Source organism: Kothea flammea, from assembly GCF_052161645.1.
In the GTDB taxonomy this organism is placed as follows: Bacteria; Planctomycetota; Planctomycetia; order Pirellulales; family Pirellulaceae; genus Laterigemmans.
Genome location: NZ_CP197414.1, coordinates 7,691,266 through 7,710,063 on the forward strand (window position 1 = coordinate 7,691,266; position 18,798 = coordinate 7,710,063).

General features: G+C 51.7%; 15 protein-coding genes. 5 read left to right on the top strand and 10 right to left on the bottom strand.

What is annotated here, in order from left to right:
- Nucleotides 1-11 precede the first annotated feature (11 nt).
- Nucleotides 12-965 (bottom strand): HAD family hydrolase, encoded by a 954-nt coding sequence (locus tag SH139x_RS28665; protein ID WP_488356116.1) that lies wholly within the window; start codon nucleotides 963-965, stop codon nucleotides 12-14.
- 106 nt (nucleotides 966-1,071) lie between these two features.
- Entirely contained in the window at nucleotides 1,072-2,655 is a 1,584-nt protein-coding gene (locus tag SH139x_RS28670; protein WP_488353142.1) for an arylsulfatase, read from the bottom strand.
- Between the two features lie 203 nt (nucleotides 2,656-2,858).
- Between SH139x_RS28670 and SH139x_RS28675 the strand changes: the two genes are divergently transcribed.
- A complete protein-coding gene (locus tag SH139x_RS28675; protein WP_488353143.1) occupies nucleotides 2,859-3,782 on the top strand; it encodes a LysR family transcriptional regulator in 924 nt (307 codons plus the stop codon).
- 52 nt (nucleotides 3,783-3,834) lie between these two features.
- Here the strand turns inward: SH139x_RS28675 and SH139x_RS28680 are convergent, their stop codons facing one another.
- A complete protein-coding gene (locus SH139x_RS28680) occupies nucleotides 3,835-5,067 on the bottom strand; it encodes a hypothetical protein (RefSeq protein ID WP_488353144.1) in 1,233 nt (410 codons plus the stop codon).
- 128 nt (nucleotides 5,068-5,195) lie between these two features.
- On the opposite strand from SH139x_RS28680, the gene SH139x_RS28685 reads away from it, so the two are divergent.
- Together SH139x_RS28685 and SH139x_RS28690 are read left to right on the top strand one after the other, a co-directional pair.
- Nucleotides 5,196-5,555, top strand: coding sequence for a tRNA-binding protein (locus SH139x_RS28685; RefSeq protein ID WP_488353145.1), 360 nt, complete (start codon nucleotides 5,196-5,198; stop codon nucleotides 5,553-5,555).
- A gap of 45 nt (nucleotides 5,556-5,600) precedes the next feature.
- Nucleotides 5,601-6,497 (top strand): alpha/beta hydrolase, encoded by an 897-nt coding sequence (locus SH139x_RS28690; RefSeq protein ID WP_488353146.1) that lies wholly within the window; start codon nucleotides 5,601-5,603, stop codon nucleotides 6,495-6,497.
- Between the two features lie 493 nt (nucleotides 6,498-6,990).
- Here SH139x_RS28690 and SH139x_RS28695 read toward each other — a convergent pair whose 3' ends face one another.
- The 7 genes from SH139x_RS28695 to SH139x_RS28725 form a co-directional block, all read right to left on the bottom strand.
- Nucleotides 6,991-7,800, bottom strand: a complete 810-nt coding sequence (locus SH139x_RS28695) for a hypothetical protein (protein ID WP_488353147.1) — start codon at nucleotides 7,798-7,800, stop codon at nucleotides 6,991-6,993.
- A complete protein-coding gene (locus SH139x_RS28700; RefSeq protein WP_488356117.1) occupies nucleotides 7,797-8,531 on the bottom strand; it encodes a glycosyltransferase family A protein in 735 nt (244 codons plus the stop codon). Before SH139x_RS28700 ends, SH139x_RS28695 begins: the two co-directional genes overlap by 4 nt.
- Before the next feature lie 24 nt (nucleotides 8,532-8,555).
- Nucleotides 8,556-9,161 carry a class I SAM-dependent methyltransferase gene (locus tag SH139x_RS28705; RefSeq protein ID WP_488353148.1) on the bottom strand — a complete coding sequence of 202 codons (606 nt, stop codon included), beginning with the start codon at nucleotides 9,159-9,161 and terminating at the stop codon, nucleotides 8,556-8,558.
- Entirely contained in the window at nucleotides 9,158-9,892 is a 735-nt protein-coding gene (locus SH139x_RS28710) for a DUF2334 domain-containing protein (protein ID WP_488353149.1), read from the bottom strand. The genes SH139x_RS28705 and SH139x_RS28710 overlap by 4 nt, the downstream gene beginning before the upstream one ends.
- 83 nt (nucleotides 9,893-9,975) lie before the next feature.
- Nucleotides 9,976-10,914, bottom strand: coding sequence for a hypothetical protein (locus SH139x_RS28715; protein WP_488353150.1), 939 nt, complete (start codon nucleotides 10,912-10,914; stop codon nucleotides 9,976-9,978).
- 189 nt (nucleotides 10,915-11,103) lie between these two features.
- The gene (locus tag SH139x_RS28720) at nucleotides 11,104-11,373 is read right to left on the bottom strand and encodes a DNA-directed RNA polymerase subunit alpha C-terminal domain-containing protein (RefSeq protein ID WP_488353152.1); all 270 of its coding nucleotides are present in this window, start codon (nucleotides 11,371-11,373) and stop codon (nucleotides 11,104-11,106) included.
- A 369-nt stretch (nucleotides 11,374-11,742) separates the two neighbouring features.
- Nucleotides 11,743-12,213: a hypothetical protein gene (locus tag SH139x_RS28725; protein ID WP_488353153.1), complete on the bottom strand. Its 471-nt coding sequence runs from the start codon at nucleotides 12,211-12,213 to the stop codon at nucleotides 11,743-11,745.
- A 419-nt stretch (nucleotides 12,214-12,632) separates the two neighbouring features.
- Here SH139x_RS28725 and SH139x_RS28730 point away from each other — a divergent pair, with 419 nt between their 5' ends.
- Nucleotides 12,633-13,466, top strand: a complete 834-nt coding sequence (locus tag SH139x_RS28730) for an endonuclease/exonuclease/phosphatase family protein (RefSeq protein WP_488356118.1) — start codon at nucleotides 12,633-12,635, stop codon at nucleotides 13,464-13,466.
- 781 nt (nucleotides 13,467-14,247) lie between these two features.
- Nucleotides 14,248-17,205: a serine/threonine protein kinase gene (locus tag SH139x_RS28735; RefSeq protein ID WP_488353154.1), complete on the top strand. Its 2,958-nt coding sequence runs from the start codon at nucleotides 14,248-14,250 to the stop codon at nucleotides 17,203-17,205.
- The last annotated feature ends 1,593 nt before the right edge of the window (nucleotides 17,206-18,798 follow it).

Consider the following 18,798-nt stretch of genomic DNA (forward strand, 5'->3'; position numbering starts at 1 on the left):
GTTAGCCACGCCTACGGTTGGGGATGGATTACCTTCCAATCTTTTTTCATGCTAACCAACCTCCATCCCAAGCCGACCGCCTCATCTAAGCCTCGGTCGAGCTTACCCACGACCGAATCACGATCGTACGCCCACTCGCGCACTTGATCATCATGATGCACAAGCATCGCGAACCGACTTCCATCACCACTGGTCGTCCACTGCAACATCTGAAAATCGCCGTCCGAATTACCCGCGGCAAAAATCGGACGTTGGCCAATGTGTTGATTAATAGCAACCGGCTTACCCTCCTTATCATCAATAAAAGCGATTTCAGGTAAGCGGACTAAGACGGGCTTTCCCTCACGTAGTTGGTACTCCGTGACGATGCTGCTCCCGACGACCTGCGAGGCTGGAATACCATAAACCTCCTCGGAGAACACTCGTAGAAACTCAATCCCCCCTCCAGAAACAATAAAGGTTTGAAAATCATTGTCTCGCAGGTATTCCAATAACTCCAGCATCGGTTGATAAACCAACTGAGTGTAGGGTCGTTTTAACTGCGGATGCTCGGCGGTTCGAAGCCAATCCTTCACAACCGCGGAGAATTCTTCGGTTGTCATACCCGCGTGAGTCGTCATGACTAGTTTCATTAACCCCGCCTGACCAGCCGACGCCAACGACTCCAGGTCATTCTCAAGCACCGCCTTAAACGGTTGTTCTATTTTCCATTCCGGATGTGCGGGAGCAAGTTCCTTAACTCGATCAATCGCAAAGAAGAGTTGGAAATAGACAGGCTTTTCCGACCACAGGCAACCATCGTTATCAAACGTGGCAATACGCTCCTTGATGGGTACGTAACCTGGCGAGCCGACAGTCGTAACTCGCTCCACGAACGCGACTATTGCTTGCTTTGAACCCATGTCATTCCAAGACGGCAACGGATCAGCAGTCCAAGCCGAATGACATTGGCAGACTGCAAGCATGAAAATCAGAAAACTGCTCTGAACAAGTGTCTTGTGCACGGGTGACGCCTCGGAAGAAAAGCAAAAAAAGGGCGCCCACTACGGGCGCCCTTAACAAGAATCTCAATCAGTTACCGCCGATAGTCATCGACTTGATTTTCTTCTCAAGCGTGGACAAGCTCCAGTCGCCCGGCTGCTGGCTAGGCGGATATTCCCTTAACGTGTTCAAAAATCTGCTAGCCACCACTTGCATCGGACCGAGCACGTAGGCCCGGTCGATTACCCAGTCGTGATAAGTATTCGAGTTATGCTGAGCTTTTTCGAAAGGATCCCGCCTCAGATTGAACAGCAGCGGCAACCTCAAATTGATGAAAGGCTCTCTCCAAACTTGAAGTTGATAGGCCCGATTCTCTAGATAAACCGCTTTCCAATCCTCAAAACGAATCGCGGCCACTTCCCCACCGTCATTCACATAGATGAACTCTTTGCGTGGCGATTTCTCAACTTTACCGCTGAGATAATCCAGCATATTGTAACCATCAATGTGGTTCTTATAGGTCCGACCATTCAGCTCCACTCCTGCAAGAAGCTTCTCCTTGATGTCAGGGGCTCCGCCAGCAGCGGCAAAGGTTGGTAACCAATCTTCATGCGAAACGATACCGTTGAGTGTTTCCCCGGTGAGAAATTTGCCGGGCCAACGCACGAAACAGGGCACCCGGTAGGCGCCTTCCCAGTTTGAATTCTTTTCGCCCCGGAAAGGGGTCGTGCCAGCGTCCGGCCAAGTATTGTAGTGGGGGCCGTTGTCGGTCGAATATTGAACAATCGTGTTCTCCGCGAGCCCAAATTCGTCTAACAGATCGAGCAGTTCGCCGACCATGATGTCATGCTCGACCATGCCATCGTGGTACTCATTGCCGCCCGGACCGCTTAGCCCCTTGTGCTCTTCCTTCACGTGCGTGCGAAAGTGCATTCGCGTTGCATTCCACCAGCAGAAAAACGGCTCGCCAGCTTCATGCTTGCGTTTGATGAAATCTTTGGCCGCTGCCAATGACTCTTCATCGATCGTTTCCATCCGTTTTTTAGTCAGCGGCCCGGTATCTTCAATGGTTTGGCCACCTTTCCCATCCGACTTACACTTCAAAACACCGCGTGGGCCAAATTGAGCGCGAAATGTCTTACCGTTCGCCAAAATCATATCGCCGGGATAGTCCCGATTCTCTGGCTCTTCCTCTGCATTCAAATGGTAAAGATTCCCGAAGAACTCATCAAATCCGTGCATTGTCGGGAGATGCTCGTCACGGTCACCTTGGTGATTCTTGCCAAACTGCGCGGTGGCATATCCCAAACTCTTCATCACCGCGGCAATCGTGACGTCACTTGCCTGCCAACCCTCTTCGGCTGCTGGCATCCCGACTTTTGTCATTCCAGTGCGTACGGGGACCGATCCATTGAGGAATGCGGCGCGTCCAGCCGTGCAACTTTGCTGGCCGTAATAGTCGGTAAAAGCGACGCCCGCCTTCGCGATACGATCAATATTAGGCGTCCGGTAGCCCATCATTCCGCGGTTGTTGTGACTAATGTTCCAGGTGCCAATATCGTCACCCCAGATTACCAACACATTGGGCTTTTCTTGAGCGTTCACCCCTGCTGAACCAAGAAAAGTGCAAAAAAGCACCACCGCCCCCACGTACTTAAAACCCCTGAAAATCATGTCTAGCCCTCTCCAGCTTTAGCCCAAAAGAAAATGCCCCACCAAGACCCGCGCAATTCGACAACAACGCGCTCAAACAGGCACCGCGATCCTCAAGTATAGAATAATCCATCGCGGAAACAACATTCTCCGAGGTAATATGTGCGAACCACTCGATAATTTAAACGAATCGATTCATCGACAAAGGGAATACACAGGCCGTCATGTTTGAATTTCGTGATTTACAAAATTTACTGAGTCTAGATGAGCATCGTCACTTCGGACGAGCAGCGGCCGCGGTCAAGCGAAGTCAGCCTGCTTTGAGCAAGTCAATTCAACGGCTAGAAAAGCAGCTGGGCGTCATACTCTTTGATCGATCTCGAAGTCAGATCACGCCCACCACGATCGGCCTCGAAGTCATCGCACGCACCAAAACAATTCTAACTGACGTTACTGAACTTCGTCGATCTGTTGATCTTTATAGTGGGCTAGAGATCGGCACAGTAACAGTTGGCGTGGGACCGGCTATGTCGGAACCATATCTTGCGCGAGCTTTAGCCATCGCTACCGAAGCCCATCCTGACACGGTGATCAACGTGCGAGTCGATAACTGGAAGCAATTATCTCAATGGCTGCTGGACAATGAGATCGATTTTTTTGTCGCGGATATCGCCGAGTGGCAGAATGACGAAAGATTTGATTGCACACCGCTCCCAATCGAAGAATTTGTTTGGTTTTGCAGACTTGGACATCCGCTCGCCACTCAAAACAAGGTAACACAACATGACCTTCTCAAATTTCCAATAGTCACTCCGCGGATGCCGATCTGGGCAGTTCAGTGGTTTGCAGCTGCGATTTCTGAGTTGGAAAATTCACAAGCCAAAAAAAGATTTGTCCCCAACATTCAATGTGAAAGCTATTCGATTTTGAAACGAATCGTCTTATCAGGCGACGCCGTATGCGCAGCGCTAACTGCCACGATTAAAGAAGAGGTGATCGAGCAACGCTTGGCGATTTTATCTGTCGATGCCCCGACGCTGACAACTCATGCTGGAATCGTCAAACTTCGCAACCGCAGCTCTTCGCCACTAGCCGAAAATTTAATTCGTATCATTCGAGCTATCGCTGACGAAACGAACGCCCCGTGAAATCAGATGGCGAAAAGGGATTAATCCGATCAAAGTAGTCTTCTTTAAAAGTCTAGATTTCCTCGTCCACAAAAACAATGTGACGGAAGTGATGCTGGCTCTCAAAGCTCGTTCCCAACGCTCCAATCAAGACTCCAATCGAGGCCACGAATGAGGCCATGCGAAAATAAAGTCGATAAATTGCCTCCCGGCCGTGGGAGGACTGACCGACAAGCTGCTCGATACCATCCTCTCCGGCCCACTGAGCAATCAACTCATTCTCAAAAAGAAGCACGCTGAAAATCATGCTTAGCATCGCAAGAACCAGCCACATCGTCGCCATGCCCATTGCCACGATACCAAGAGAAGCGGTTTGAGTTGAAACGGTCTGTTCAGTCCGCAAATGAAAACGGTGGATCAATAACTGTTGTCGATATGCCACATACCAACTAGTTGCCAGCAGCGCGCTGCATGCCAACAGCAACAGTTGGTATGCCGATTGAGACAGCCCTAAATCCCAGGCTTCCGCAGTCATCATGAGAATTGCCAGGGTGGAGACTGCTGCGGTGGTTAAGCGACTAAGTCGACGGGGAAACTCCCAAGGGCGAGCTCCGGCGATCGACTTTAGAATATCGCTTCGGTTCCACCAGATGGCTTTCAAGATAAAACGCAATCTGCTCTGTCGCCTCTGCGCTCCGTGCTCCTCCAAGCGAACATCGGCAACCTCCTCAAAGGTTTTGGTCAACCGTTCATGCTGCTCCTCGTCGAGGTCGTAATGGCCGTCAAAGTCACTTGCGGTGATTCCCACTGCCATTAAATTTTCGCGATCCGCTTGCCGTTTAAGACCGTTCAGATGCCCCACCGAGTGCAACAGCAAGCGGGCTAAACGGCCAGCAATCTTATGCACCCGCTCGCCAGAGTCCAATTCCATTCCACTCTGGTCCGGGTCAATCCGCAAAGTCGAAACGACAGCAGCGTCCAAGGAGCGACTGACAGCCGCGTAGGCGAATGATCGATAATGCCCTTGCAGGTCCACATTGGTGATCGCCAGCGCGAAATCCCAGCGGTTTGCGTCGCGCTCCTCTGCCGCTTGCAGCAGCCAATCGGTCGGTTCAGCAGTTGTGACACCCCCCCAGTCGGGACGCCTAGCCAACTCCAGCTTCCACACAAACTGCGGAAACCAATCCTGCAGACGATCCCGCACAACTCGCACAGCTTCGTTGGCAGCCCGCTGGTCAGCTGCGTCAAATTTACCGGCTAGCACGATCCCAATCTCGAGCGTCTGAGGTGACAGATTCAAATTCATCTCGAACTCGTTGATCCCAAATGTGATTCAGAGCCACTAATATAGCAGTCCACAGGGTCGACGATCGATTCGGCCATCCACCCCCTCACCGATCTACAATCTGATCACCCCCTCCCAATGCAAAGCTCATGCACTCTCCCAAATCAAACACCGGCATCATTACCTGGCGAGAGTTTGAAAATGTCGATCTTCGCGCTGGCACAATTATCGCCGCCGAGGATTTTCCCGAGGCGCGTCGACCGGCCTACAAGATTACAGTCGACTTCGGCCCCGTCATAGGTATTAAAAAAACAAGCGCACAGATTACAATCAATTACCAAAAAGAAGCATTGCTCGGCCGGCAGATTATCGGGGTCGTAAATTTTGCACCGAAGCAGATTGCCACCATGATGTCGGAATTCCTAGTCGTCGGATTTTACCGCGAAGATGGCTCCGTCATCCTGGCAGTTCCTGACATGAAAATACCCAACGGGGCCAAACTGGCATAAAGTTTTACCCCGTTTACGAATTACGACCGAGCTGAGAAGCATCCGATGTCATCCAAGCTAAATCGACGCCACATCAGCCGCTTAGCGACCATCGCGATACTGCTCGCGCTGACATGTTGCGGGGTTGTTTCATGGTGGGTCGGTACCGCCTTGATCGCTCCCGCGGAACGACATGTTGGCGCGGCACCGCAGGACCTAGCGGCGACGAATTTTTCGATTCCCAGCGACTCGGGAGCGACGTTGGCTGGTTGGCACACCCGCTCAAAACACGCTGCCGGCGTCATCGTGATGGCGCACGGCATCCGAAGTTGTCGACTCGCGATGGTCGAACGCGCTCGCCTCTGCCAAAACCTGGGCTATTCGACGGTGCTGATTGATCTGCAAGCACATGGCGAAAGCAGCGGCGATTGCATCACTGTTGGGCATCTTGAAAAGCACGACGTACGGGCCGCAGTGGAATATGCTCGGCGAGAGCATCCGCACGAACCCATTGGTGTCATTGGAGTGTCGCTGGGTGGTGCTGCAGCTTTACTTGCCTCACCATTATCTATCGATGCTTTGGTGCTGGAATCGGTGTTTCCTGACGTTACCGTCGCAATCCAAAATCGGGTCAAATCAAGATTGGGGTCACTCGCGACCATCCCATCGGCTCTCCTGCTGGCTCAATTGCGGCCGCGACTGGGAATTTCACCATCGCAACTTCGGCCAATCGATCACATCGCCAATGTTGGTTGTCCAGTATTCGTGATTTCCGGAACCGCAGACCAACACACAACTCCCCTGGAAGCAAGCTCGCTATTCTCATCCGCCCGCGAGCCGAAAGACCTGTGGCTCGTCCAAGACGCGGCTCATGTCGATTTGTATGCCACTGCTCAGCATGAATACGAGTCTCGTGTCGGCAAATTTTTCCAACGTCATTTGCAGGTCACGGCCACCAAATAACTGTTACCGTCCGAATTTTCAGTCATAGAGCTCGTCGTTTTCGAACTGCCTGGCACCCGATTCCGTATCGATTCGCTAATGCAAGATGCTGCACGCGGGTCTATGATCCCTTTCGTATCGGGCAACGTGTCTATGGCAGTCTATTCTTAGCCCAAGCGTAGGCAAACGACCGACCGCGAAGCGGTCACACATGGAGCAGCCTCCAAGCGAGGAATACCCTGGGTCTCGCAATGGCGCCAGCAACTTGTCCGCTTGATTAAACAGGTCATTGATGGTTGACCGACTTGGGGCCCAGTGCCTCCTACTACTGGGTCGGCCAACAGTATGGCCGCATGGCACCGTACACCACTCCCCTGTTCACATTTCTAACATTCCGCCCCGATCAAACCATCGAGGTTGCTGGTCGGGAGTCTACTTGGGCAGCACCCACGCCTCAGCGACGTGGCGTTCCGGATTGGGAGAAACTCAACACGATTATTAAAGCTCGCAAGCTTTAACGACCAGACGCTTTGCTCTCATTCCAATAACCCTCTCGTTTTTGAGCAACTTCTCGATGTCGGCTTGATAGAGCCTCGAGTAATCGACAAAGCTGCTTGCGTGTCAACGGCGCCTGAGCAAGCTCGAACAGTGTCGTGCGTTGTCCCGCAGTGGCCAGTAAAGCTTGAAAGTGCTTACCCTGCGTCTTTGGTATACACTCCCAGCACAATTCGGCTAAGCTTGGATACAACGATTCGTCAAGCACGCATGCGGCCGAGAAGATGAGTGCTCGGTAGTCGTCGGTAAAACGGTCCAGCTCAGAAATCTCACGACGATGCCGGGTATCGAAGTCAAACCATGTGGCAGTCTGCTGGGGCAAGTCCACACTTACGTTCCCGCAAGTAGCGTCCCCGTGGCTGAGCGATCGCACCTGACCATCATCCCATGCTACCTGCCGTTGATGCAGTGCCTCTAAAGCTCGCAGCGCAAGCCGAATAGCTAGCAACCGCTCAGCCGGTTCGCAAGTCATGGAGCGTAACAGCGTGTCGAGACTATCTCCGTCGCCCTTGTGTAGCAGAGCCTTTGGACCAGCCTTGGAAACACGCCACTCCCAGTCGCGCCAATCGGACTCCCCAAGGACTTCGCTGCGGCCACCGGTAATCCGCATTAACAAGTTTCCGGGAGGAATCAAAAAACGTGTAATCCGACGACGCGTTTTGACAAAACAGACCCTGCCATCAACGGTCGTCTTCTGTAAAGAATTCAAGCGAATGTAAGAGAGCCACAATGCCAAACACCGAGCGACTGCGTAAACGACCCCATTCATCGAATAGAATCGCTATAGTGAACTCGACCTTGAAAGTGCAGAATCGCCCACACATATTTCAGCAAAGTGCGCGTATACCCAAACGGACCGTGATTCATCCGACGACTGGATGACTTCGCCACGATTGAACGATCGTAGATCAAATATTCGGGATGCTCGCGATATAAGCCTGCCAGGATTGGCCATTCCTCCCCGATCGCCACAGCTTCATCGAACGGACCAAATGTATCAAACGCAGTCGAGGTACAGAACATCAGTGCGGGCATCGCCTTGGCGCGCGACAAAGGCAAACGCCTCACTTGATTCCAAAACTGCCACCACATCCAAGCACGCACGCTCTTTTCCAATGGCGCCAATGAGGTAATTCCAGCGACCAACTCTTGATCACGACACCGCTCGACGATGCGACACAGCGCATCAACAGGAATGATTGTGTCCGCGTCAATGAAAACCAAGATCCGACCGCTGCTGTGACGGCGCCCCGCGTTGCGAGCCCGAGCAGCGCCCAGCGTCTCCAACGGCACTATGGTAATTTCCTTGCGATCATGCAAGTGCTGCAAACACTCTCGCGTGCGATCGGAGCTGGCGTTGTCAATCACGAGCAATTCCCAATTTGGCCGGCTCACATCCGCGGCGCAACCAGTCTCCAAGGCCAATGCTCGGCACGCACGCAGTACTTGCTGGACCGTTCCCTCGATCAACCTCTCTTCGTTGCGCGCCGGAATAATCACAGACAACAGAATCGGCTCCATCCTCTAACCTTTGCGCAACTGGTAGAGATCACAGCGAAGTGGCCAGCTGGGATGCGAAAATGTGTTTCTTTCCAAAATTCTCAATCCCCCTTTAGCAAAAACAAACTCCAAGGAATCACGATTAAAGTAACGTGTGGGCTGCAGCGGACAAGTCCCGGCAGGGACCAAACCAGCGATCCGAGCCATGTAGTATCCAAACCGACCAAAGAAAAACTCCTGAACCCGCAAGACCTGCATCGCCAAGGGACTCTTATAAGTGGTTTGCAAGACAAGCACTCTGTTTGGACTAACGCGCGCCGCCTCAGCCAACAATGCCGCCGGCTCCGGACAGTAGTGCAAGACGTATAAAATTAAAACGCAAGCAACCGAGTCACTGTGCAAGGGTAGCTTGTCGTCAACCATGATAGTCGGACCCGGCCCAACCCAATGAATATCGGCAACGTCAAATTCGCATACTCGCAGGGAAGTGGCTCTGCGGAGCACTTCCGCATTATGTCCAGTACCACTGCCTACATCGACGGCCAGACCCTCCGCGGGCAAGTAAGGTTCTAGGATCTTCAACAGCCCCTGCGCGCGACGCCGCATAATCCAATTGGCAATGGGCTTCATGCTGGGTCCGCCATTCGCGCGTGCATCCTATCTATCAGACTCACTGAAGTTGTCGGTTCGAGCTCAGCTTCCATGAACGCACGAATTGTGGACAAAATGAGCGGCATGAATCCACGTGACAGATCGGCCGGATGAATCACAACAGTCGGAATTGCCGTTGAGCGCCCTGGCCATTTTTTCATCAGCACGGCCATCGCATGGCTGGCCCGTCCAGGCACAGCAAGACGGCCCCAATCATAGGACCACGTTGCCAGCGGAATTGACAAACCATCCCCCCGTTGAGATTCCAGTCGGCTCCACCGCAACACATGTGTGACGCCCCGCAGGTCTTGCGAATTCACCGGCAGTTGCCAGGCTGGCGGGACGAGCCCCGTGACTCGTACGCCAAACATTCGCCACAGATCGTGCTGAGATTTATCAATGCGAGCCTGAATCTCGGCGAGCGTTAATCCGCCAAACTCGTCTGCTTGATTCGTCAAACGCGATACTATCCCGGGTCGCTTGGTCCGCTGGTGCGTCAAGCCATGCGCCAATAATTCGTCACAACGCGCCACAGACTTCCAGAAGCTCGTCTCATGCTGACGGTATGTCTCGGCTTCGCCATGCCATTGCGGCACGACGGCACAAGCAAAACGCGACCCCAGCAAATCGGTAAGTGACTCAAAAATCACAAACAACTTGTCGGCGAATCGTGGCGTGACATCATGCACAACAACCAGAAACGTCTTCAAATCAGGCCCACATTCCTAAAACTGGTCGATCTATTGATAACAAACAACCGCATCTGGTCCTCATTCATCAATGGAGTTAGCAATCAAACCTGGTCGGCGCGCCCTTCCGCCCCAACAAAACTCTGAAGTACTTTCATAAATCGGAGATCTTCAGGCCCCAAACCAGCTCTGGTCGCTTCGTTCGACAGACAAATCGCCGTATCGAAAACATCCAGCACTGCCGCACCGGCAAGTCGCAGCATGTGGTTTTCCTCTGCTGTCACTCCTGACTCCAAAATAGCATGCATCTCCAACAGTGGATCAAACTCCTCCTCGTTCGTCCGTAGCGCTCGATCTGTAATCGCTAAGACTTGATTAACGTGAGCTTTGGTCTGTGAGCCGCGGAACTGACTCAGCACTTCCTTCTCGGCTTGCTTCACTCGACGTTTTACATCAGCCTGGTTTAGCGATTCTTCAGCAACTCGTAAACCGTATTTTGACGCCAACATACCAAGCGAAGGGATCAACGATTTGGCTGCGATCGCGGCACCTGCGACCGGGTTAAAGATTGCAACGAGACCGCCGATTAGAAGCACACCACCGAACACACGGTCATCGAGCTCATCGATATAATCAGCCAGCTCTCGCGCTCGATCACCCATCGATCTGCCCTGCGAGGGCTTATCCAACTCCTCGGCCTGAGCCTGCCGAATTAGCAGAGTCCGCAGCATCGTTTCCGCTTCGATTGCCGGAAGGTGCAGCACTCTTCGTTTTGGCAATTGATTGATCGGCGGCACACCATCAGGCAAACAACGGGTGACGACCAGCGAATAACCATCATCGCTGCGAGCGTCAGGCACAAGCAAGTAATGACGCTCATCATACTTTTGCTCAGCATCAGAAATCGTGGTGGAGCCAAATACTTTTAAATTACCCACTAACTCCGTAACGTAACCCACTCCCGCACCAGCGATTCCCAATCCACCAGCCACCGAATTGTAACCATATTCGGCTGTTTGCTGAACCCATTTGCGAAGATCCATAGGCCTACCGGCATGTGAGGATTAACCAGAAATACCAGGTCCATCTTATCGCAACACCCCTCATTTAGCAACGATCAAAGGGGGAGTTCTGTCTAGAGTCGCCTTTCGCTCCGCGAAAGCATGAACAAACGCCGCTGCTTTCGCGAAGCAAAGACAACACTTCTTTGCCGAGCGTAGCTTAGCGGGACTTTAAGCCGTTGCTTCGTCGCGAATGCTCAACCCGCATTCAGCCAAGACGCGAACGATACGATCGACGCTCTTCTCTCCGAAGTTTTGGATACCCGCAAGATCGAAGCGGGACAATTTAACCAGCTGGCGGACGTAAATCACCCCAATATCTTCCAAACCATTAATGGTGCGGAGATCCAGTGCGAGTTCGGCGACCGCAAGCGATAGCATTTGCGTTCGCTTCTCCTCGGCAAGCCAATTCTCATTCACGGGAATTCGTGTTTTCGCCATCGTCATTCGCTCCGTCGCTTGAACCTAGGAACTGACCTCAGAACACAAATCGCTTGTACCAAAATTTTTCCGAATCCAGACGACATTTCTCAAAAGGGAGAAGTTTTTTTGTGAGCGAGCGACAATCACCGGCGGTAAACCCAATCTGGTTTCAACAATCGCCTCCGCCGTCTTGAGCACCTACCCATGAGTTATTAAGCAAAACGAAACCAGCCGGCATACTATAGCGTCCAGTTCCGCGAAACCGTGAGCTGGCGCTCAACGGCTGCTGATATAACCGAAAGACTTATGTCGAGGTCCGCAGGCCGAAGGCTGGTCGGCCACCGATTGCTAATTTCCGCAAACGCGCTGGCATTCCATTTACGGAACTTAGATTATTCGTGACGAGTCCCGAAATTTTTTGACGTTCCCGACGAAGGCCGAATTCAGTTCCTTCCGGTCAATATGAGTGTGGGGCTCAAGCATGCTGAAACAATGCTGCTTGCCATTTGCACTTATGTTCCACTCGTGTTTTATCCGCTTGAAGCGGCTTTCATATCGACGATATCTCACTTCGTCGATTGCCGACCATGACATGAAACCCCCACCAATCTTCACTCCGTTGTCGTACAAGGTAACGACGGGAGCACGCCTTAAAAGATCAAAAATCGAGCTAATCGCTAATGCCACTGCGAGCAAAATAGGATAAAACATCCATTGTGCCCCAACGAAATTGCCTTTCATGAGGAATCGCAATAAGCCGAAGGCTGCCGTTGCCAGCAAAACTGCACCCACAAAGTTGAACAGGAGAGATGTTGTCTTCGGGGGAACATACTTGGCGATCAGGTGTCTTTGAGACATAACAAAAACTTTGTCTTAATGTTTGCACAAGTCGAATTTCATCGCGTTTAGTGATTTGTATGTTATCCAGTAGATGTCGAAGTGCCCAGTTGGAGCTCCTTGTTTTTTTGGAAGTCAGTATGATACGTTTTTTCGCGAGAAGATCCAGGGAATGGGGGGCTGCGACAAGGGTGTATTGGGATTAAATGTTTGCAAACAGCTGGAGGCGACGGTTTTCCAATGTAGAGCGATTGTCCTCAATCGATTGCAGCGTCCCAAACAGCTGGGGACAGCGGTTCTACAATGCAAACAGCTGGGGACAGCGGTTCTACAATGCAAACAGACGGGGACAGCGGTTCTACGTTGAATTCAGGGTCGCAATAACATCAGAGATGCAAATGACGATTTCACGACGACAATTTTGCGGTACAGTCGCGACCATGGTTGCAGCGACAAATACAAGGCTTTTTGCCACTGAAGGCAAGGCGGATCTGTTGCGCGTCATTGCATACAACATCTATGGCCTCAGCGGATGGCCGAGGCAAAAGAAGCTTGCGCAGAAAGCCGTTTCAGAAAGCCAAATGGCAAAGCGGTTGGCAATGGAGCTGGCACTCCATGAACCAGATATCATTAACTTCTCGGAATCACCGAACGAAGCACTTACGAAACAAGTAGCTGAACTGCTGGGAATGAACCACGTTCGGTTCCCAAGCGGCGGTAACTGGCCAGGCACACTGCTGAGTAAGTTTGAGATTGCGGAGTCTCAGAACGCGCCAACCAATGGTGATCACCCCAAGGAGCTTTTCACGCGTCATTGGGGACGCGCCATTATTAATTTGCCAAACGCAAGTCCATTGATCGTCCACGTGGCTCACCTGCATCCCGCCGCCGATCCCACAAACCGCTTGAAAGAAATTCGAGCGATGATCGAATCGATGAAGCTAGATTTCGATTCCGGCAGCTCGATGATCCTGATGGGCGATCTCAACCACGGTCCTGAAACGGAGGAATACCAATTGTGGGTTGATGCCGGCTGGGTCGATACGTTCGCCGAGAAGGGCAAGGGAGTCGGAGCGACATTCAGGTCGGACGCTCCAGAGTGGCGAATCGATTACGTGATGGCGGCTGGCCCAATTGCCGAGCGAATCGTTGAGTCGAGAGCGCTATTTGAAGGAGCCTTTCGGCTCAACATCGCGGATGATAAATCCTTCGCCTTAAGCGATCACCTTCCGCAGTTGGCAGTATTTGCTCCGGGAAAACCCTCGGAGCTGTAATATGCGTTGGGGAAGGTATAGGCCAAAACCCCAAGAACACCGACCGTACCTAGCAATGTACCCACCACCGACGCACCCGGAATGTGGCCAAACAAAAAAAGCCCTAAACCGTTGTGGTTTAAGGCTTTAGGGAGTGGGCGATACAGAACTCGAATCTGTGACCTCCACGATGTCAATGCGGGCCGAAAACACAAAACTACCGCGAAACACTGGCTTTTTTGGGATTCCACCTTCCATGAATTCCACTCAAGTGCACGATTTGCGGCTCGTTTCGTGCATTATATCGTGCACGGATTTATCCCGGACACCTGGGATTCGCTCCGCACGCTTTCCTAGTCAACGCCACGATTCCATCAGAAAGAGTTGACGTTGTTGCGCGGTGGTATCCAGCCAACTGCCATGGATAAAGCGACTAATGGCGCTTGCGATCCACTTTGACCAGTCGGCGCAACCGACCGCTTCGATGTGCCAACCGATCTGGCCTACCGGGATGAGTTCAATTCGATTGATCTCTGACAGGATTTGGTACTAAAATTATTTCGAGCTTCAGAATTTGCGTTCTTAGTGTCAGAAACTGACCCGCTCAGGCTCAGTTACGAGAAGACATCCCCTAAGCCTCCCCCATCGACCACAATGATGCGATTAGAGGCGCAATCATTACTAGAAACGACACCGCCTGGATCAAATTCTCGGAACGCAACAATTGACAATGGCTGGAATTTCAAAAAAATGAGTCGGTTGCGCGCGAGCGCCCTCGGGCGGGTTTACGAATGAAGAACGAATGAAGCATTACTTTAAGCAGATCCTGAAATCAAATGGCTACTCCGTGGACGCGGTTATTGGATCGGGTGGGGAGGCAACGGTCTACAAGGCCTTTCACGAACTGCGTGGACACTGTGCCGTAAAAGTTCATCACACGATTGTGGATAGCGAGGAAGACCTCCCACGACGCGCTCATGATGAACTCGAATTTGCACGTACGTTCAACAACTCACCGTTTTTGGTGACTCTGTACGATAAATTCTGGGATCAATACCTCTTTACGATATGGGAATTGGCCGAGGGAACACTTCGTGATGCCATCCGCAGTCGCGAGGCGGAATCGTTCGCTCAAGACGAGGTGTTTGGCTATTTACAGAATGTTGCCAGCGGACTGGATTACATTCACTCGAGGAACGGTGCGCACGGCGACATCAAACCTTCGAATCTCCTAGTGTTCCCTGGAGATTTCGTGAAGATTGGTGATTTGGGTACGTCTCGTATCATGTCGTCCCTAACGACTCGCCACACAGACATGCGATCCCAACTCTACTCGCTACCAACAGAACATTTTGGAGCGTCAACCCGTGAACGCGACCTCTTCGCGTTTGCTGTCGTCTATGCCGAATTGCGACTGGGTCGGCATCCATACGGAATAGACTTCCGAAGTCAGATAACGAACCTTGCAGCAAATACGCCAAACCTAAACGGCCTCAACGACAAAGAAAGGCGAGCCATCGAGGCAGTGCTCTTGGGGGTAAGGGAACCGGACTCGTTGCTTGCTTGGCTCAAGCAACTGTGTGCACCAGAGACGACTTCCGCACCGCAATTTTCGCCCTATTTGCATGCGCTGTCAGAGCTGACGGCCAAGTCTGCTCTGCTAGAATCCGAGCTGAAGCGAAGACATGTAGCGTCGCATCCATCAGGAACTGCTGTACCGGGGCTTAGTAGGCTTATCGGGCTAGAACCTATTTTTCGACGTCGCTCTCGCAACACGTTCGGCGATCTGAGCATTCGGAAGTTGTTTGATGCCGTTAACGTCAGAAACGCGGTGTCACACAACGCCGAAAGCGATCACAAACGGACACCCACAGAAATGCTTGAGGCTGCAGAAGCGATTCGAGTTGCAACCGAATTGCTGGTGGAGGCACCGACTACGCCTGTCAAAAAGCCAATCGAACCGGCAAAGTCAAAAGCAGCCGAAATTCCGGAGGTCCGCAAGAAACCAGAGCTTGAAGAAAAGAACGATCGTACGGAGCCCAAAAAATTTGCTCCGAGTCCTTCGCGTCCGAAACAAACGGAAGAGAGTAAACAGAAAGGCAAATCGGCCGCCAGTCAGGATGTAGATCCGAAATCCCTGGCCTCTCCCGCTCCCATGAACTCTGAGCAGGAAGCAACCGCGGTTCCCAGGCAACAATCGGATCGATCGGCCGGAGAGATTTCAGTTGATTTAGAAAGTGCACCACCGTGGTTACTGGCGTACGATCCGCCTAAGGGGTCCGTACGGGAAAAGTACTGCGAGTATGTCAACGATAAACTTTCAGACACGGGCAAGGCAGTAGTGCCGATCCTGTTTTTCGCATTTGGGCTCAGTCCAATGCAGATACTTAAAATGCTCGGATTGTCCCAAACAATAGTCGCGATGCATTGCTATTTGTGGACATTGACGCGAAACAGCAGCACAAATGCAAATGATGCCATTTCCAAGTGCTGGCAGGAACAGCGCGAATGTTTGCTGGCGTCAAGATTTCCGACCTGGATAAAGGCACACAAGGCATCGCCATGCCGGCCAAAATCACGTACTCGTGACTCGATTAGGAGACTGTTTTTTGAGCAGGACTTGACTCCTAGTCAGATGGTAAGTGGCAAAAGCACTGGAAAAAGAAAACAAAGGAAGAACATCGGGGGAATGCTCTGGAAGGATATCGACAAAATCGGGTCTGGCGAAATCTCGCTCGAAGTCAAATGGGGAATCGCGAAGGGCCGCTATCTGATAAATAATTGCGAAGAAAAGGCAAAGCTAACCACGTCCGACGGCGACCGCTTCATCGCCGTGTACTGCAACCTAAACAAGACCGGAAAGCAGAAGAAGCAGACAAATAATATCAACGCAAGTCAGGTTTCGGGCCAGGCCGAGGCGATTTCGATTAATCAGCTGGCCAATAGTGCTTTAGCACAAAGCCTGCGAGCATGGCCGACCATCAAGAAGAACTTTCCGGGTGTGTCTAAATTGTGCAAAAAGTTACGTTCAGAGGATGCAAAAGCACCAAATCGTCTGAAGCAACAGCTACGAGAACTTGAAGCATCTCAAACTTGCGGTGGACTATGCCAGAGTTCTGGCATCCCCATTCTCTATTCTCCTGCCGTGTGCGAAATTCTCTACGACTTCGTGATTGCTCATGGAACGCATGAAGCGACTTTTGACGAGTGCTGGAGAATTGTTGGGGGGGAAAAGATCAAGAACAGAATCCGCTGTTCGAACCTTCCTTTTGCGTCTCCGAAAGCGATTTTGGGGTGCGGAATAGGCTCTCGAGGCCTGAACTCGAAACAGCGACTGGCAATCTGTGTCAGTTTCTTTGGCGGTTCACGTCATGAGCAAACTGCGTCCGCATCTGAAATCTGCCAGCTTACTTCATTTCTCACCGCTTTTGATTCCAACATCTTTGCCACTGTGAGTGTCGGTCAGAAAGGCAAAGTCGAGCGATACATCGACTGCCATTTGCATGATTATAATTGGGAAGAATCACATGAAGCAGCCTGGAGCCGAGCTGCACGAGATACTTGGGTGCGATTCCAGAAGAAACGTCCGGACCTGAAAAGTTTCCGATTGGGTGCAATCACTTTGCCAGTTACGAACTCGCACGGAACACTTGGCGATCTTTCAAGCCAAAGCCAGGAGAACGCCGAAGCGTTAATTCCCGACGAGCAAGCAACTGCTTGGTCAAAAATGCAATCGTTAGCTCGTCGATTCTTCGGGTGATTGACCAATTCGAAAGGGCATTTTTTTAAGAAACTTTTAGGTTTCGCATTCGAAGCGTGTCAGAACCAGCGTCAAATCGACTCATCTTTGTGACAGTGTTCAAACTGGCTGGTCGATAGAACTTTTGACAGGAATACAAAAAATGAAGTACTCCAAATATGTCGACAAGGGCGGAAATCGCGGACAACAAAATACTCCGCGAGCACGTGGTGTTGTCCGCATCGTAAGAAATTCCGGCTCGTCCCCAAAACTCGAAATCGAATCCGAACCGTGCATTGAAAGATGCTGCAAAGCTTGCAACCAAACGGTGATGTTGACCATAGAACAGGCGGGCAGGGTGCCGCCCGGGCATACTGAGTGCGTCGATTGTTTCAGAAGGTATCTGCGAGAAGGTTTCGAATGCTTAGAACGACGGGGCATTATTCTCTCCACAGTTTCGAAGCAAAGTCTTGAAGGTTGAGGGATGTTTGCGTCGGCGCCCCACGAACATTCTTTCGTTTGTTTTTGATGTGCCCGCTTGCCAACACGCGATCTGGAATGGTTAGTGACGGTTTGTTCCCATCCGTCTTTTCCGCTGCCGTTCAAATGACTCGCTCGAGCAAAGCCGCTGCGACGACAACCGCGATGAAGCCAATGGATGGAACCCTACGAGGGTCGCCGTACGATGTTCTGTCGAACGCGAGGAAGAGTTTCCCGAGCAACGACGGCACCGAAACTGCCACAACTCATGAAATGAATTAAACGATCCCGCAAGTCCGATTCGACTGTTGAGCCGTTTTTGTCCGAAAGACTGAATCGGGTTGGTCGGCGACGGTACACGGGTAAGCAGGTCACCAGAAAACTTTACTGCCGCTTCGCCAAAATCCTACTGCGAGTGGTTAGTGGTCGCGTCATCGGGTCACATCAACGGCACTAGGTCAATAAGAGTTCTGGAATGGAGACTTTTCAACAATGGACTACCAGAAAGTGAAGCGAGATATTCCTATCACTGGCAATGCCTCCATCAGCTACGGGATAACCAGGAATTGTGACGGCTCGTCGCGAAAGAATCAGCCGCATTGGTTCAACAACGCCGACGTTAACCAATGGGCATGGCGTGTAAGCTTGAAACTTGAGGGCCAATATTTTTGCATTCCGATGGTTTTCGGATGCAGGCGAGACGCGACGATCGCTGCCCGAACGATCGCCCCATACTTTCGGGATTGCAGAACCCGTGAAGAGTGTAGAAAGGTCGTCGAAACGCGAGGTTATGATTGGCTAAAAATCTGCCTCACCGAGAATCTGCGATGGTAATGTCTCGCAACGGGGGCTGAATCTATCCATGCCGCAACGAAGAATTCGATCAAGTTCTGGGCTGGTCACGATGACCAACTCGTTCAAGATTTGGTGATCCAGGGTTTGAACACCTCGCTCGACGTGAACATGTTGATTTAGGTGATTCTGGTGTGGTATCTCCAACTTGCATCTGGCCCGAGTGATGACGACGTCGTAGGATTCGGTGTGCTTCACGTCCCAGGCATTGAAACGCGTAGTTGACAACAACCGACTGGTGCAGCGAGAGCGTTGGCTGGACGAGTGACGCACTAAGGCTTG

Excerpts from the sequence above, each read along its gene's own strand:
- SH139x_RS28665 (WP_488356116.1), bottom strand. The coding sequence starts at position 965 with ATGCTTGCAGTCTGCCAATGTCATTCGGCTTGGACTGCTGATCCGTTG.
- SH139x_RS28670 (WP_488353142.1), bottom strand. The coding sequence starts at position 2,655 with ATGATTTTCAGGGGTTTTAAGTACGTGGGGGCGGTGGTGCTTTTTTGC.
- SH139x_RS28675 (WP_488353143.1), top strand. The coding sequence starts at position 2,859 with ATGTTTGAATTTCGTGATTTACAAAATTTACTGAGTCTAGATGAGCAT.
- SH139x_RS28680 (WP_488353144.1), bottom strand. The coding sequence starts at position 5,067 with ATGAATTTGAATCTGTCACCTCAGACGCTCGAGATTGGGATCGTGCTA.
- SH139x_RS28685 (WP_488353145.1), top strand. The coding sequence starts at position 5,196 with ATGCACTCTCCCAAATCAAACACCGGCATCATTACCTGGCGAGAGTTT.
- SH139x_RS28690 (WP_488353146.1), top strand. The coding sequence starts at position 5,601 with ATGTCATCCAAGCTAAATCGACGCCACATCAGCCGCTTAGCGACCATC.
- SH139x_RS28695 (WP_488353147.1), bottom strand. The coding sequence starts at position 7,800 with ATGAATGGGGTCGTTTACGCAGTCGCTCGGTGTTTGGCATTGTGGCTC.
- SH139x_RS28705 (WP_488353148.1), bottom strand. The coding sequence starts at position 9,161 with ATGAAGCCCATTGCCAATTGGATTATGCGGCGTCGCGCGCAGGGGCTG.
- SH139x_RS28715 (WP_488353150.1), bottom strand. The coding sequence starts at position 10,914 with ATGGATCTTCGCAAATGGGTTCAGCAAACAGCCGAATATGGTTACAAT.
- SH139x_RS28720 (WP_488353152.1), bottom strand. The coding sequence starts at position 11,373 with ATGGCGAAAACACGAATTCCCGTGAATGAGAATTGGCTTGCCGAGGAG.
- SH139x_RS28725 (WP_488353153.1), bottom strand. The coding sequence starts at position 12,213 with ATGTCTCAAAGACACCTGATCGCCAAGTATGTTCCCCCGAAGACAACA.
- SH139x_RS28730 (WP_488356118.1), top strand. The coding sequence starts at position 12,633 with ATGGTTGCAGCGACAAATACAAGGCTTTTTGCCACTGAAGGCAAGGCG.
- SH139x_RS28735 (WP_488353154.1), top strand. The coding sequence starts at position 14,248 with ATGAAGCATTACTTTAAGCAGATCCTGAAATCAAATGGCTACTCCGTG.